A 15,264-nucleotide genomic window follows, 5' to 3' on the forward strand; every position below is an offset into this window, starting at 1 on the left:
CTGCGATTGTGCGCTCGTCGGCCCGATTCCGCCTGCCGTTCGGTGACGAAAGGCCTGACCCCGACGCCTCAACGGCTCTACGATCGACGGAACCCACGGCAAGGAGACGCGCGATGCCCAACGGACAGCCCAACATCCTCGTCATCTGGGGCGACGACATCGGCATCAGCAACCTGAGCTGCTACAGCGACGGGATGATGGGCTACCGCACGCCGAACATCGACCGTATCGCCAAGGAGGGCATGCGGTTCACCGATTCCTACGGCGAGCAAAGCTGCACCGCGGGGCGGGCAGCCTTCATCAGTGGACAAAGCGTGTATCGCACCGGAATGAGCAAGGTCGGCGTGCCTGGTGTCGACATCGGTTGGGCTGCCGAGGATCCCACCATCGCCGAACTGCTCAAGCCGATGGGCTACGCATGCGGCCAGTTCGGCAAGAACCACTTCGGCGACCTGAACAAGTTCCTGCCCACGGTGCACGGCTTCGACGAGTTCTATGGCAACCTCTACCACCTCAACGCCGAGGAGGAGCCCGAGCAGTTCGACTACCCGCACAAGGATCAGTTCCCGCGGCTGTACGAGCTGGCGCTTCCGCGCGGCGTCCTCGACTGCAAGGCCCTGCCCGAGGATTCCACGGAGCCCGCCGACGAGAAGTTCGGTCCGGTCGGCAAGCAGACCATCGTCGACACCGGCCCGTTGACCGCCAAGCGCATGGAGACCATCGACGACGACATCGCCGATCGCACAGTCGAGTTCGTCACCAGGCAACACGAGGCCGACACGCCGTTCTTCGTGTGGTGCAACTTCACCCACATGCACCTCTACACGCACCTCAAGCCCGGCAGCAAGGGCCAGGCCGGGCGGTGGCAGTCGGAGTACCACGACGCGATGATCGACCACGACCGCAACGTCGGCACCGTGCTCGACGCGCTCGACGACCTCGGCATCGCCGACGACACCATCGTCATCTACTCGACGGACAATGGGCCACATCGCAATTCCTGGCCCGACGCCGGCACCACACCGTTCCGCAGCGAGAAGAACACCAACTGGGAGGGTGCCTACCGCATCCCGGAGCTGATCCGCTGGCCCGGGCACATCGAGGCGGGCAGCGTCTCCAACGAGATCATCCAGCACCACGACTGGCTGCCGACCCTGCTGGCCGCCGCAGGCGACCCCGACGTCAGCGAGAAACTCAAGAAGGGCTTCGCCGCCGGGGCCGACGGCGAAACCGAATACAAGGTCCACATCGATGGCTTCAACATGCTGCCGTACCTGATGGGCGAGGTCGAGCACAGCCCGCGACGGGGCTTCTTCTACTTCAACGACGACGCCCAACTCGTCGGGATGCGTTTCGAGAATTGGAAGATCGTGTTCGCCGAGCAACGCTGTCAGGGCACGCTGCGGACGTGGGCCGAGCCATTCACGCCGCTACGGGTCCCCAAGCTGTTCAACCTCCGCACCGACCCGTTCGAGTATGCCGACATCACGTCCAACACCTACTACGAGTGGTTCCTGCGACGGGACTTCTTCGTCTTCTACGCGACCGCGATGGCGTCGATGTTCCTCGACACGTTCAAGGAGTTTCCGCCCCGGCATCCACCGGCGAGCTTCAGCGTCGACCAGATCGTCGAGAAGCTCGAGGACTTCCTGGCGGCCGACTAGGGTCGCATCGTTACTTACGGCTCCGCAAATTCGAGACGAGGATTGCCATGCCCGATTCCAAACCGAACATCCTGGTCATCTGGGGTGACGACATCGGCATCTCGAACCTGAGCTGCTACAGCCGCGGGATGATGGGGTACTCGACACCCAACATCGACCGCATCGCCGACGAGGGGATGTTGTTCACCGACTCCTACGGTGAGCAGAGCTGCACCGCCGGCCGGTCGTCGTTCATCACCGGCCAGAGCGTCTACCGCACCGGGATGAGCAAGGTGGGCATGCCCGGCGTCGACATCGGCCTCCAGAAGGAGGATCCGACCATCGCCGAGCTGCTCAAGCCGATGGGCTATGCCACCGGTCAATTCGGCAAGAACCACCTCGGCGACCTCAACAAGTACCTGCCGACCGCCCACGGCTTCGACGAGTTCTTCGGCAACCTCTACCACCTCAACGCCGAGGAGGAGCCGGAGAACGCGGACTACCCCACCGCCGAGGAGGCGCCGATCATGCGCGCCCGGCTCCTGCCGCGGGGCGTCATTCACTCCTGGGCCACCGACGAGGAGTCCGACGAGGTCGACGAGCGCTACGGACCCGTCGGCAAGCAGCGCATCGAGGACACCGGCCCGCTGACGAAACTGCGGATGGAGACCATCGACGACGAGACCACCGGCGCCTGCGTCGACTTCATCACCCGCCAGCACGAAGCAGGCACGCCCTTCTTCGTGTGGATGAACATGACCCACATGCACTTTCGGACGCACACCAAGCCCGAGAGCCTGGGCCAGGCCGGCCGCTGGCAGTCGCCGTACCACGACACGATGATCGACCACGACCGCAACGTGGGTACGCTGCTCGACCTCATCGACGACCTCGGCCTCGCCGAGGACACCATCGTCATCTACTCCACGGACAACGGCCCGCACGCCAACAGCTGGCCGGACGGCGCGACCACTCCGTTCCGCAGCGAGAAGGCCACCAACTGGGAGGGCGCCTTCCGCATCCCCGAGCTGATCCGCTGGCCGGGGAAGATCGCGCCGCGCTCGGTGTCGAACGAGATCGTCCAGCACCACGATTGGCTGCCGACGTTCCTCGCCGCCGCGGGCGATCCGGACATCGTCGAGAAGCTCAAGGCCGGCCACACCGCCGGTGACATGACCTACAAGGTGCACATCGACGGCTTCAACCTGGTGCCCTACCTCACCGGTGAGGTCGACAAGAGCCCGCGACGCGGGATGATCTACTTCTCCGACGACTGCGACGTCCTCGGCATCCGCGCCGAGAACTGGAAGGTCGTCTTCCAGGAGCAGCGCGCCCAGGGGACGCTGGAGATCTGGTTCGAACCGTTCACGAAGCTACGCGCGCCGAAGCTGTTCAACCTTCGCACCGACCCCTACGAGCGCGCCGACATCACGTCGAACACGTACTGGGACTGGGTGATCGACCGCATCTACCTGGTGCTGTACGGCTCCGCCATCGCGACGCAGTTCCTCCAGACGTTCAAGGAGTTCCCGCCGCGCCAGGAACCGGCGTCGTTCACCATCAACCACGCGGTCGAGGAGCTCGAGAAGTTCCTCGCCACCCGGGGCGGCTGATGCTCGACGGGTGGACCGATGGTGCCGCGAAGTCGGCGATCGTCGACTTCGTGGCCCGCGTCACCGCTGAAGGTGCCGACTTCGTCGAACCCGAGGCGCGCGTCGCGGTGTTCGACAACGACGGGACGCTGTGGTGCGAGAAGCCGGCGTACATCCAACTCGACTTCCTGGTGCGCCGGCTGGCCGAGAAGGCCGCTGCCGACTCCGAACTGGCCGATCGGCAGCCCTACCTGGCCGCCGCGACCGGTGACCTGAGCTGGTTCGGCGGCGCCATCACCAGGCACTATCAGGGCGACGACGCGGACCTGAAGGTGCTCGCCGGTGCGGTGATGGGACTGCATCAGTCGATGACCGTCGAGGCGCATGCGGCGCTGATCGCCGAATTCTTCGCCACGGCCATGCATCCGACGCTCGAACGTCCCTACCAGCAGTGCGTCTACACGCCGATGGTCGAGCTGCTGCGGTACCTCGAGGCGCACGGGTTCACGTGCTACATCGTCTCGGGCGGCGGCCGCGACTTCATGCGCCCGATCACGTCGACGATCTACGGCATCCCGCCCGAACGGATCGTCGGCAGCGCTCAGGGACTGAAGTTCGAGGGGGCCGATGGCCACGGCGACCTGCTGATCCAGCCCGCACTCGACATCTGGGACGACGGTCCCGAGAAGCCGGTCCGGATCTGGAGCCGCATCGGGCGGCGGCCGATCCCGTCGGCGGGCAACTCCAACGGCGACGACGAGATGCTGACGTACTCGGGCCGGGCCGGGCACCCGTCGCTGCGCCTGCTGGTCCTGCACGACGACGCCGAGCGCGAGTTCGCCTACACCGCAGGCGCGGAACGGGCGCTCGAGCACGCCGCCGAGTACGGCTGGACCGTCGTGAGCATGCGCGACGACTGGGCCCGGGTCTTCGGTGCCTGACCCGCGCGCCGAGACTGCGACGAGGTCGCGTTGACGCACGGAACCGCGACCTCCCAGCAGTCTCGCGAGGGGTTCGCGTGGATCCCCCCGCAGACCGCACTGCTGGGTTCCGACGACCCGCGCCACCCCGAGGAGCGGCCGGCCCGCGAGGTGACGGTGGGCGGCTTCTGGATGCAGAGCCACCAGGTGACCAATGCCGCCTTCGGCGACTTCGTCGACGCCACCGGCTACGTCACCGTCGCCGAGCGGCCGATCGACCCGGCGGACTTCCCAGACGCTCCGCCGGAGAACCTGCAGCCGGGATCAATGGTGTTCCGCCGCACCGCCGGACCCGTCGACCTCCGCCATCTCGACCAGTGGTGGACGTGGACGCCCGGCGCGTGCTGGAACCATCCCCGCGGTCCCAGGTCGGGGCTGCGCGACCGCGAACACCATCCCGTCGTCCACGTCGCGTTCGAGGACGCGGCGGCCTACGCCGCGTGGTCCGGTCTCGTGCTGCCCACCGAGGCGCAGTGGGAGGTGGCCGCCCGCGGCGGGCTCGCCGGCGCGACGTACACGTGGGGCGACGCACCGGAGCGGCCGGGCGAGCGACTCGCCAACTACTGGCACGGCGAGTTCCCCTACCTCCCCGACACCGGCTACGGGACCACCCGGCCCGTCGGCAGTTTCGCCCCCAACGGCTACGGCCTGTACGACATGGCCGGCAACGTCTGGGAGTGGACCGCCGACTGGTGGGGCGACGACCGGTCGGCCGAGTCCTGCTGCGCAGCAGACAGTTACGACGCGAACCAGCCGCAGTTCGCGATCGGGCGACGGGTGCTCAAGGGCGGCTCGTTCCTGTGCGCGGACAGCTACTGCTTGCGCTACCGGCCCGCTGCGCGTCGGCCGCAGATGGTCGACACCGGCATGAGCCACATCGGCTTCCGGTGCGTCGAACTCTGACCGCCGACGGCGCCCGACGACGAGGGCGCAGAACTCGCGCCGCCCACCCCCTCGCTAGTCGATCGCTCAGCAATTCGTCGCCGAACGTTGCGCTTCCCGCGTCGGCGTGCGACCTTTTACACCGCTATCGCCGCCGTCCGGACGGCGCGTCCAAGGGAGGCTCGTGTCTGACGCGGTTCTGGTGACTGGTGCCTTCGGGCTCGTCGGTTCGGCAACGGTGAGGCGATTGGCGGCCAACGGACGCAAAGTGGTGGCCACCGACCTCGACGTCGAGGAGAACCGGAAGGCCGCCGCGCAACTGCCGTCCGGCGTCGAGGTGCAGTGGGCAGACCTCACCAATCCCGACGAGGTCAACGCGCTGCTCGGCGCCGTCGCGCCCGCCGCGATCATCCACCTCGCGGCGATCATCGCGCCGTTCTGTTACGCCCGCGCCGCACTGGCCCGCAAGGTCAGCGTCGACGCCACCGGACACCTGGTGCGTGCCGCCGAGGCGCAACCCCAGCCACCGCGGTTCGTGCAGGCCTCCAGCGTCGCGGTGTACGGCGCACGAAACCCGCACCACCTCACCGACCTGCTGTCGGCCGACACCCCGATGCGCCCGACGGACCTCTACGGCACGCACAAGGCCGAGGCCGAGGAACTGGTCCGGTCGTCGAGCCTGGACTGGGTGGTGCTGCGACTCGGCGGGGTACTGACCACCGACATCAGCTTCGACATCAAGCCGGAGTTCCTGTTCTTCGAGAGCGCGCTGCCCGTCGACGGCCGCATCCAGACCGTCGACGTCCGCGACGTCGCGACGGCGTTCACCGCGGCCACCACCGCCGACTGCGTCGGCGAGATCCTGCTGATCGGCGGGGACGACGCGACGCACCGGCTCACCCAGGGCGACATCGGCCCGGCGACGGCCGCCGCGCTCGGACTCGTCGGCGCCATCCCCGTCGGACGGCGCGGCAACCCCGACAGCGACGCCGACTGGTTCGCGACCGACTGGATGGACACCACGCGCGCCCAGGAAGTCCTGAAGTTCCAGACCGTCTCGTTCCCCGACATCCTCAAGGAGACCGCGGACAAGGCGGGGTGGAAGCGCTACCCGCTGCGCCTCGTCGCACCGGCGGCCGGCTACTTCCTGCGACGACAGTCGGCGTACCGGAACCACCCCGGGCACTTCGCCGACCCGTGGGGCGCCATCCGTGCCAAGTGGGGCGACCCCGGCCCCGACCGTCCCGCCGCCTAGGGACCAACCCCGTGCAGACCGAGTTCACCCGGACGCAGAAGCGCGCACTGGCGATCGCGACCGTCATCGCCATCGTGTTCGCGGCGTACTTCCTGCGCAGCTACTTCATGGTGATCGTGGTGGCAGCGGTGTCGGCCTACCTGTTCAACCCCCTCTTCAACTGGTTCCAGGGCCGCTTCGGCAAGGGCCTGTCGGTCACGCTCACCGTGCTGTCGGCGCTGTTCGCCCTGATCATCCCGCTCGCACTGCTGATCCTGCTGGCGGTGGCCCAGATCAGCGTGATGATCCAGGGGGTGTCGGACTGGGTGTCGCGCACGGACCTCAGTTCACTCGGCGACCAGGCCCTGCGGTTCATCAACGACGCGCTCGACAAGATCCCCTTCGTCCGCGACGTGACCGTCACGCCCGACATGCTGCAGGAGCGGATGGCGACGGTGGCGCAGAGCGCCGGCGAGTACGCACTCACGTTCCTCTCGGGCGCTGCGGGCGGGTTGGCGAGCGGACTGACCGCGGCCGTGCTGTTCATCTACGTCTTCGTCTCGCTGCTCTCGAACCGCGAGCGGGTGCAGATCCTGATCCGCAAGCTCAATCCCCTCGGCGAGGACGTCACCGACCTCTACCTCGAGAAGATGGGCGCGATGGTGCGGGGGGCGGTCTTCGGCCAATTCGTGATCGCTCTGGCGCAGGGTCTGGCCGGCGCGGTGTCGATCTACGTCGCGGGCTTCCATCAGGGCTTCTTCATCTTCGCCATCCTGCTGACCGCGATGTCGGTCATCCCGCTGGGCGGGGGCATCATCAGCATCCCGTTCGGCATCGGGATGATCCTGTTCGGCAACGTCTGGGGCGGCCTCTTCGTGATCGTCTGGCACGTCGTCGTCGTCACCAACATCGACAACGTGCTGCGGCCGATCCTCGTCCCGCGCCAGGCACGGCTGGACTCCGCGCTGATGCTGCTCGCCGTGTTCGCCGGCATCACGATGTTCGGCTTCCTCGGGATCGTCATCGGCCCGGTGCTGATGATCGTCATCGTCACGACGATCAGCGTCTACCTCGCGGTCTTCCGCGGTGTCCCGCTCATGGACCCCGACGACGAGGACGAGAAGAAGGACGAGCCGAGCAGGTTCGACCGGCTGGTGGCGTGGGGCCACGCCCGCCTCGGGTCGGCGGGGTCACGGGAACGGTTGCGCGCCAAGCAGGAGAAGGTCGCCGCACCCGGCAGCGACGGGGCTAGCTCGGATTGAGCCGTTCGGTCAGGAACGCGACCACGCGCTTGCGTGCCTCGTAGGCGGGATTGCCGTCGACCTCGCGCACCTGGTCGGTGAGCACCGAGTGCGCCATCCGCCCGATGCCGTCGGGGTTGCCCCTACTGGAGTCGATCTCGATGACCTCGAAGGCGTCACCGAGGCGTGCCTTGAGCGTGGTGAACCTGTCACGCGGCGACATCCAGTCCTCGCTGAAGCGCAGACCCATGGCGCACAGGCCCTCGTCTGCGGCCCGTCGTTCGATGATCTTCAGCTCGCCCTCGGACAGGCCCGGGTCGCGTCGATGGCGTGCGGTCAGGGGCAGGGGCAGCGACGGCTGGCTCATGATCGGCGCGAGCACGCTGTCGTCGACCGCGGCCGCGAGCGCGAAACCGCCCGTGAAGCACTGGCCGATGACGCCGACGCCCTTGCCCGGCGTCGACGAGTTCAGGTCGCGCGCCAGGGCACGCAGGTAGTGCGCGATGGGCCGGTCGGCGTTGGTGGCGAACCCCGAGAACTCCTTGGCGATGCAGCCCTTCACCAGGACCGGCAGCGTCGCGGGGTTCAGCGGTGACCTGCCCGGCGTACCGAACAGCGACGGCGCCGCGACCGTGAACCCGTTGTCCACCAGATGATTTCCGAGCGCAAGGACGCCGGGGTGCAGGCCGGGCATCTCGGGGATCAGCACGACGCCGGGACCCTCGCCCTTGCGGTAGACGTCGTAGGTGAGGCCGGCGCCGGTGAACGGGGTCGCCGTCCAGCCCGTCAGGTCTGCTTCCAGTGACGTCATGTGGGCTCCTAGCGGAGGACGGGCAGCGGCGACTGCGTCTGCGTCGCCTGCGCAAGCGTACGGTACTCGTCCGTACCCGCGGCGCCGGTCACCGCGATCTGAGCCACGCCCGTCGGCCCGGTCAACCGGGTGGTCCACACGGGACGGACGTCCTCGCCACCCTCGTAGACGATCCACCGCACGCCCGCCACGTCCTGCGTGCCGGTCGGCACCAGGCTGGTGTCGATCGACTGGACCAGCTTCTCCTCGTCGGCGTTGGACTGGGTCACGCTGATGAACATCCCGGTCGGCGCCAGGTACCCGACGCGGGAGGTCACCGCACGCGCCGGCGACCCGTCGGGGTTCTCGCGGCCACCCTCGATGCCACCGCGGCCGCCGGAGTTCGCGCGCCACCCGTCGGGCAGCGCGGGCAGCCGGATCGGGATCTTGAGCGCGTCTGCGTCGGCCTGCAGCGCCGCAGGAGCGTCGTAGGGCGGCGGCGCCCCCTCGCCGGGGCCGTTGGGCGCGAACGAGCACATGCCGAGCACACCCGCCAGCACGATGCAGACGACCACCAGCGGAGCCATCGACCAGAACATGTCGCGGCCGTCCTGCAGCAGGCGCGACTTGGCCGGCTTGGGTCCGGGTGGCGGGGCGGGCTGGCTGGTCGGCGGGGCGGGCTCGCTGGTCGGCGGGACGGTCACCAATCCAGTATCCCGCTCCCGAAGACCGAACCGGTAATGAAAGAATCCGGACATGACTTCTTCCGCAGGCGCTTCGTCGTCCGAGGCACGTGATGCAGGCAGCTCGTCGGCGAAGTCGAGGCGCGAAGCGCCTGATCGGAACCTCGCCCTCGAACTGGTGCGGGTGACCGAGGCGGGTGCCATGGCGGCGGGCCGCTGGGTCGGCCGCGGCGACAAGGAGGGCGGCGACGGCGCAGCGGTCGACGCCATGCGAGAACTGGTCAACTCGGTCTCGATGCGCGGCGTCGTCGTGATCGGCGAGGGCGAGAAGGACAACGCCCCGATGCTCTACAACGGCGAAGAGGTCGGCAACGGCGACGGCCCCGATTGCGACTTCGCCGTCGACCCCGTCGACGGCACCACCCTGATGGCCAAGGGCATGCCTAATGCCATCTCGGTGTTGGCGGTCGCCGAGCGCGGGGCAATGTTCGACCCGTCGGCGGTGTTCTACATGAACAAGATCGCCGTCGGCCCGGACGCGGTGGACGTCCTCGACATCACCGCTCCGATCGGCGAGAACATCCGCCGGGTCGCCAAGGTGCGCAAGTCCACCGTCGCCGACATCACCGTCTGCGTCCTCGATCGGCCGCGCCACGCACAGCTCATCGAGGACGTCCGCCACGCGGGCGCACGCATCCGCCTGATCTCCGACGGCGACGTGGCCGGTGCCATCTCGGCCTGCCGCCCCGACTCCGGTACCGACATGCTCGCCGGCATCGGCGGCACGCCCGAGGGCATCATCACCGCCGCCGCAATCCGCTGCATGGGCGGCGCCATCCAGGCCGTGCTGGCCCCCACCGACGACGCCGAACGACAGAAGGCCATCGACGCGGGCCACGACCTCGATCGCGTGCTGCACACCGAGGACCTCGTCTCCGGCGAGAACGTCTTCTTCTCCGCCACCGGCGTCACCGACGGCGATCTGCTGAAGGGCGTCCGCTACTTCGGCGGCGGCTGCACCACGCAGTCGATCGTCATGCGCTCCAAGTCGGGGACCGTCCGGATGATCGACGCCTACCACCGCCTGGCCAAGCTCAACGAGTACTCGGCGGTCGACTTCACCGGCGACACGAGCGCCGCCTACCCCCTGCCCTAATCCACCTCTGAAACGACGAACAGGGAGCACATGACCGACAGCGCAGTCGAATACCGCATCGAGCACGACACCATGGGCGAGGTGCGGGTACCCAAGGACGCGCTGTGGCGCGCGCAGACCCAACGGGCCGTGGAGAACTTCCCCATCTCGTTCCGGCCGCTGGAGCGCACCCAGATCCGCGCGCTCGGACTGCTCAAGGGTGCGTGCGCCCAGGTGAACAAGGACCTCGGCCTGCTGGACGCGGAGAAGGCCGACGCCATCATCGCCGCCGCCGCCGAGATCGCCGACGGCAAGCACGACGACCAGTTCCCCATCGACGTGTTCCAGACCGGCTCGGGCACCAGCTCCAACATGAACGCCAACGAGGTCATCGCGTCGATCGCCGAGGCCAACGGCGTGACGGTGCATCCGAACGACCACGTCAACATGTCACAGAGTTCCAACGACACCTTCCCCACCGCCACCCACATCGCGGCGACGGAAGCCGCTGTGCGGCATTTGATCCCGGCCCTGGAGATCCTGCACGAGTCACTGGCCGTGAAGGCGCGGCAGTGGCGCACCACCGTGAAGTCGGGCCGCACCCACCTCATGGACGCGGTGCCCGTCACGCTGGGCCAGGAATTCGGCGGCTACGCCCGCCAGGTCGAAGCCGGCATCGAGCGGGTCAAGGCCACATTTCCGCGACTGGGCGAACTCGCCATCGGCGGCACCGCCGTCGGTACCGGACTCAACGCGCCGGACGGCTTCGGCGCCAAGGTCGTCGACGTGCTCGTGGACCAGACCGGCATCGCCGAACTGCGCACGGCCAAGGACTCCTTCGAGGCGCAGGCCGCCCGCGACGGACTGGTCGAGGCGTCCGGCGCGCTGAAGACGATCGCCGCGTCACTGACGAAGATCGCCAACGACATCCGCTGGATGGGCTCGGGCCCGCTCACCGGACTGGGCGAACTGCAGCTGCCCGATCTGCAGCCGGGCAGCTCGATCATGCCGGGCAAGGTCAATCCCGTTCTGCCGGAAGCGGTGACCCAGGTGGCCGCACAGGTCATCGGCAACGACGCCGCCGTCACCGTCGGTGGCCTCTCGGGCGCCTTCGAACTCAACGTCTACATCCCGATGATGGCGCGCAACGTCCTCGAGTCATTCACGCTGCTGGCCAACGTGTCCCGGCTGTTCGCGAGCAAGTGCATCGACGGCCTGGTCGCCAACGACGAGCGCCTGCGCGAGCTGGCCGAGTCGTCGCCGTCGATCGTGACGCCGTTGAACTCCGCCATCGGCTACGAGGAGGCCGCCAAGGTGGCCAAGGAAGCGCTCAAGGAGCGCAAGACCATTCGGCAGACGGTCATCGACCGCGGGCTGATCGGCGACACGCTGTCGGAGGCCGAACTCGACAAGCGCCTCGACGTGCTGGCCATGGCCAAGGTGAAGGACGGCGACTAGCCACTCCCTCGCGAGCAGTCGTGAACTCCCCTGTTTCGGGCTAGATGAGGGGAGTTCGCGACTGCTCGCCGGGCGTGGTGAGGTCGTCCGCCGGGCCGGCGCCCAGCCACCTGATCCCGGGCCACGCACTGGCACTGTGAATCACCAGACTCAGCGTCACCGTCACCGCGACCACCTGCGTGATGAGCGACGACTGCTCGATCTCGCCGCGCTCCACCATGATCAGGCCGAGCACAAGCGTCCCGATGCCGCGCGGGCCGAACCACCCGACGAACAGCCGCTGCCGGGCGGTGAGGTCGGTGCGGATCAACGACGCGGACACCGCGACCAGCCGCACGCCGAGCAGCACCACGAGCGCGAAGACGACGACGCGCCAGTCGGCGTCGCGCCACCCGACGATCACCGCGTACGCGCCGAACAGTGCGAACACCGCCAGTTCCAGCAGCTGACCCGCTGCCTCCGAGACCGGCATGTCGGGCGTCTGGCCCACGCGACGGGCGGCGAATGCGAAAGCCAGACCGCCGGAGAACGCGGCGACGAAGCCGCTGCCGTGCAGGTACTCCCCCAGCTGGAAGCACAGCAGCGCCACCGCGAGGGTCGCCAGCTGCGCCCACGTGCCGCTCATCCAGCCCCGCGCCCGCGACCGCGAGATGACCCACCCGCCCGCGGCGCCGATGCCCAAACCGACGGCGACGGAAAGCAGTTCGGTGCGCAGCAGGAAGTACCCCCACCGCGTCGGATCGGGGTCGTTGCGGTCCGAGGCCAGCGCGAGGGCGGCCAGCAGTGCCGCGAGCGCGAAGCCGTCGTAGAAGCCGCTCTCCGTCGACAGCGCGTGCCGGATGCGCTCGGGGACGCGCCGGTCGCCGAGCAGCGAGTGGATCAACGCCACCTCGGTCGGCGCGACGATCGCCGCAAGGCATGCCGCCTCCCACACCGGCATGACGGGCAGGATGAGGAGCGCCGTCAGCGTCCCCAGTGCGAGTGCGAGCGGGATGCCGATGACCAGCAGCCGGAACGTCACCTCGCGCCGGTGCACCACCGCCGACAGGTCGAGTGCCACCGCCTGGTTGAACAGGATCACCGTCAGCGCGAGTTGCGCCAGCACGGTGAAGCTCGAGGTGTCCGACCCGCCCTCCAGGACGTTGAAACCGAACGGTCCCAACGCCATTCCGAACAAGACGAAGACCAGCGCGGGAGCAAAGTACCAGCGGGCGATGAGCCCGGACACCACGGCGTAGCAGAGGACGAGCAGCGTCAGGACGAACGCGGTCTCGGCACCCATGGGGGCTCAGGCGCCGTTGTTGGGGCCGCCGGAGTTCTGGTTCGGGATGTCGGTGATCGGGAGGTTGGGCATCGGCGCGGGCGACGGCGTGTCGGGCAGCGACGGGATGGCGTCGGGGGCGATGTCCTGCAGGTCGTTCACCGGCGGGCCGTTGTCCCGGCTGCCGTGCGAGGTGCCTGGCGCCAGCGGCCCGAGCATCTGGGTGACGGTGACGAGGTGATAGCCGTTGGCCCGCAGGACGGGGATGAACTGGTAGACCAGGTCGACCGTCGACGAGTACGTGTCGTGGAACAGCACCACGGCGTTCGGCCTGATCTGGCTCATCAGCAGCGCCCGGGTGGCCCCGGTGTTCGAGTCGTTGGCCCAGTCGAACGGGATGACGTCCCAGTTGACGTCGGCGAGGCCCTGGTTCTTCGCCTCGGCGAGCACTGCGTCGTTGATGAGGCCGCCCGCCGTGCGCACCAGGTTCGGCCGCTGGCCGGTCGCGGCCTGGATCGCGTCGCTGGCGCGGCTGAACTGCGCCGGGATGTCCGCGGGCGGGATCGACGTCATGTTCGGGTGTTCCCAGGTGTGGCTGCCGACCTCCATCCCGGCGTCGGCGATGCGCTTGGCGCCGGCCGGATTGGCGGCGACCTTGTTGCCGATCAAGAAGAACGTCGCGTGGGCGTTGGCGTCCCGGAGCACCTGCAGCAGACGGTCGGTGTACGGGCTGGGCCCGTCGTCGAACGTCAAGGCGATGCACTTGACCTGACTGCAGTCGACGGCGTCGGCCTTGGCCACCCGAACGTGGCCGGTCAGACCCCCCACCACGACGATCAAGACGGCAGCGAAGACCCCCGTCACCATGCGCCAATACGTCGAGGGAGAGGTGTCGGGCCGCGTACGCACGGGTGGCAGCCTACCGGCCCCCGCTGAAAGAGCGCTCACGGCGCGAAACCGGGAGTGGTGGGCACCGTGAGCGCTCCCTCGAGGTCGGGTGGGTCAGGGCAGTGCGTCGGGGGTGATCTCCTCGAGCATCTCGGTGACCAGCGCGGCGATCGGCGACCGCTCGCTACGCAGGAGCGTGATGTGGGCGAACAGCGGGTGCCCCTTCAGCTTCTCGATGACCGCGGCGACGCCGTCGTGCCGGCCGACGCGCAGGTTGTCCCGCTGCGCGACGTCGTGGGTGAGCACCACCCGCGAACCGGCGCCCAGCCGCGACAGCACGGTCAGCAGCACGTTGCGCTCCAACGACTGTGCCTCGTCGACGATCACGAACGAGTCGTGCAGCGAACGGCCGCGGATGTGCGTGAGGGGCAGCACCTCGAGCATGCCCCGCGATAGCACCTCCTCCAGCACCGCCGGGCTGGCGAGCCCCTCGAGCGTGTCGAAGACGGCCTGGGCCCACGGGCCCATCTTCTCGCTCTCGCTGCCGGGCAGGTAACCCAGCTCCTGGCCGCCGACCGCGTAGAGCGGACGGAACACCACGACCTTGCGCTGCGTACGCCGCTCGAGCACGGCCTCGAGTCCCGCGCACAGCGCGAGCGCCGACTTGCCGGTGCCGGCCTTGCCGCCCAGCGACACGATGCCCACCGACTCGTCGAGCAGCAGGTCCAGGGCAACCCTCTGTTCGGCCGACCTTCCCCGGAGGCCGAACACTTCGCGGTCACCGCGGACCAGTTGGACGCGCTTCTCGGCGTTCACCCTGCCTAGCGCCGACGACTTCCCGCCGAGCAGGCGTACCCCGGTGTGGCACGGCAGGTTCCGTGCGTCCTCGAGGTCGATCTCGCCGTCGGCGAACAGCGCGTCGACGTCCTCGGCGGCCACGTCCACCTCGGACATGCCCGTCCACCCGGAGGTGACGACGTCCTGGGCGTGGTACTCGTCGGCAGGTAGTCCAACCGCACCGGCCCGCACCCGCAGCGGGATGTCCTTGCTGACCAGCGTGACGAGCTTGCCCTCGGCGGCCAGGTTGGCCGCACAGGTGAGGATTCGCGCGTCGTTGGTGTCGGTGCGGAAGCCGAGCGGCAGCACCGTGGGATCACTGTGGTTCAGCTCGACCTGCAGCGTCCCCCCTTGCGTCCCAACGGGAATCGGCTGATCCAGACGACCGTGCTTGATGCGCAGGTCGTCGAACATCCGTAGCGCCTGACGTGCGAACCAGCCGAGTTCGTGGTGGTGGCGTTTGGCCTCCAACTCGCTGATGACCACCAGCGGAACGATGACTTCGTGCTCGGCGAACCGAGTGCACGCCCAGGGATCGGACAGCAGCACCGAGGTGTCGAGCACGTAGGTCCGAACCTGGGCCCGAGCGGAAGAATCAGTCATGTGACGCTCCTAGGACCGTGCAGCCCCGCACGTCCAT

Annotated in this window: 13 protein-coding genes; 8 read left to right on the forward strand and 5 right to left on the reverse strand. The window is 68.4% G+C overall.

The annotated features are described in order from the left end of the window. The first annotated feature begins 113 nt into the window (after positions 1-113). The 6 genes from G6N64_RS27255 to G6N64_RS27280 all read left to right on the forward strand — a co-directional run bounded on the left by G6N64_RS27255 (position 114) and on the right by G6N64_RS27280 (position 7,593). The gene (locus tag G6N64_RS27255) at positions 114-1,664 is read left to right on the forward strand and encodes an arylsulfatase (RefSeq protein WP_163800901.1); all 1,551 of its coding nucleotides are present in this window, start codon (positions 114-116) and stop codon (positions 1,662-1,664) included. A 47-nt stretch (positions 1,665-1,711) separates the two neighbouring features. Then, positions 1,712-3,256, forward strand: a complete 1,545-nt coding sequence (locus G6N64_RS27260) for an arylsulfatase (RefSeq protein WP_163800902.1) — start codon at positions 1,712-1,714, stop codon at positions 3,254-3,256. After that, positions 3,256-4,176 carry an HAD family hydrolase gene (locus G6N64_RS27265; protein ID WP_163800903.1) on the forward strand — a complete coding sequence of 307 codons (921 nt, stop codon included), beginning with the start codon at positions 3,256-3,258 and terminating at the stop codon, positions 4,174-4,176. Before G6N64_RS27260 ends, G6N64_RS27265 begins: the two co-directional genes overlap by 1 nt. A gap of 30 nt (positions 4,177-4,206) precedes the next feature. After that, on the forward strand, positions 4,207-5,118 hold the full coding sequence (locus G6N64_RS27270; RefSeq protein WP_174266892.1) for a formylglycine-generating enzyme family protein: 912 nt from the start codon (positions 4,207-4,209) through the stop codon (positions 5,116-5,118). 163 nt (positions 5,119-5,281) lie between these two features. Next, positions 5,282-6,352, forward strand: a complete 1,071-nt coding sequence (locus tag G6N64_RS27275) for an NAD-dependent epimerase/dehydratase family protein (RefSeq protein ID WP_163800904.1) — start codon at positions 5,282-5,284, stop codon at positions 6,350-6,352. An 11-nt stretch (positions 6,353-6,363) separates the two neighbouring features. After that, positions 6,364-7,593, forward strand: a complete 1,230-nt coding sequence (locus G6N64_RS27280; RefSeq protein WP_163800905.1) for an AI-2E family transporter — start codon at positions 6,364-6,366, stop codon at positions 7,591-7,593. Here the strand turns inward: G6N64_RS27280 and G6N64_RS27285 are convergent. Together G6N64_RS27285 and G6N64_RS27290 are read right to left on the reverse strand one after the other, a co-directional pair. After that, the gene (locus G6N64_RS27285; RefSeq protein WP_163800906.1) at positions 7,580-8,383 is read right to left on the reverse strand and encodes a dienelactone hydrolase family protein; all 804 of its coding nucleotides are present in this window, start codon (positions 8,381-8,383) and stop codon (positions 7,580-7,582) included. The genes G6N64_RS27280 and G6N64_RS27285 overlap by 14 nt on opposite strands. Before the next feature lie 8 nt (positions 8,384-8,391). Next, positions 8,392-9,066 (reverse strand): DUF4245 domain-containing protein, encoded by a 675-nt coding sequence (locus G6N64_RS27290; protein ID WP_246230823.1) that lies wholly within the window; start codon positions 9,064-9,066, stop codon positions 8,392-8,394. Between the two features lie 52 nt (positions 9,067-9,118). Between G6N64_RS27290 and glpX the strand changes: the two genes are divergently transcribed. Next, positions 9,119-10,201 carry a class II fructose-bisphosphatase gene (gene glpX, locus G6N64_RS27295; RefSeq protein ID WP_163800908.1) on the forward strand — a complete coding sequence of 361 codons (1,083 nt, stop codon included), beginning with the start codon at positions 9,119-9,121 and terminating at the stop codon, positions 10,199-10,201. Between the two features lie 30 nt (positions 10,202-10,231). Continuing rightward, positions 10,232-11,638, forward strand: a complete 1,407-nt coding sequence (locus tag G6N64_RS27300) for a class II fumarate hydratase (RefSeq protein ID WP_163800909.1) — start codon at positions 10,232-10,234, stop codon at positions 11,636-11,638. 40 nt (positions 11,639-11,678) lie between these two features. On the opposite strand, the gene G6N64_RS27305 is transcribed toward G6N64_RS27300, so the two are convergent. The 3 genes from G6N64_RS27305 to phoH2 all read right to left on the reverse strand — a co-directional run bounded on the left by G6N64_RS27305 (position 11,679) and on the right by phoH2 (position 15,227). Continuing rightward, positions 11,679-12,920: a cation:proton antiporter gene (locus G6N64_RS27305; RefSeq protein ID WP_163800910.1), complete on the reverse strand. Its 1,242-nt coding sequence runs from the start codon at positions 12,918-12,920 to the stop codon at positions 11,679-11,681. Between the two features lie 6 nt (positions 12,921-12,926). Next, entirely contained in the window at positions 12,927-13,808 is an 882-nt protein-coding gene (locus G6N64_RS27310; RefSeq protein WP_246230824.1) for a polysaccharide deacetylase family protein, read from the reverse strand. Positions 13,809-13,901: 93 nt separating this feature from the next. Beyond that, a complete protein-coding gene (gene phoH2 / locus G6N64_RS27315) occupies positions 13,902-15,227 on the reverse strand; it encodes an RNA 5'-3' helicase PhoH2 (protein ID WP_163800911.1) in 1,326 nt (441 codons plus the stop codon). Positions 15,228-15,264 lie beyond the last annotated feature (37 nt).

The organism is Mycolicibacterium sediminis (genome assembly GCF_010731735.1).
GTDB lineage: Bacteria > Actinomycetota > Actinomycetes > Mycobacteriales > Mycobacteriaceae > Mycobacterium > Mycobacterium sediminis.

Bases quoted from the DNA above. Each gene is read 5' to 3' on its own strand.
- G6N64_RS27285 (WP_163800906.1), bottom strand. From the start codon at position 8,383: ATGACGTCACTGGAAGCAGACCTGACGGGCTGGACGGCGACCCCGTTC.
- G6N64_RS27265 (WP_163800903.1), top strand. From the start codon at position 3,256: ATGCTCGACGGGTGGACCGATGGTGCCGCGAAGTCGGCGATCGTCGAC.
- phoH2 (WP_163800911.1), bottom strand. From the start codon at position 15,227: ATGACTGATTCTTCCGCTCGGGCCCAGGTTCGGACCTACGTGCTCGAC.
- G6N64_RS27260 (WP_163800902.1), top strand. From the start codon at position 1,712: ATGCCCGATTCCAAACCGAACATCCTGGTCATCTGGGGTGACGACATC.
- G6N64_RS27255 (WP_163800901.1), top strand. From the start codon at position 114: ATGCCCAACGGACAGCCCAACATCCTCGTCATCTGGGGCGACGACATC.
- G6N64_RS27300 (WP_163800909.1), top strand. From the start codon at position 10,232: ATGACCGACAGCGCAGTCGAATACCGCATCGAGCACGACACCATGGGC.
- G6N64_RS27305 (WP_163800910.1), bottom strand. From the start codon at position 12,920: ATGGGTGCCGAGACCGCGTTCGTCCTGACGCTGCTCGTCCTCTGCTAC.
- glpX (WP_163800908.1), top strand. From the start codon at position 9,119: ATGACTTCTTCCGCAGGCGCTTCGTCGTCCGAGGCACGTGATGCAGGC.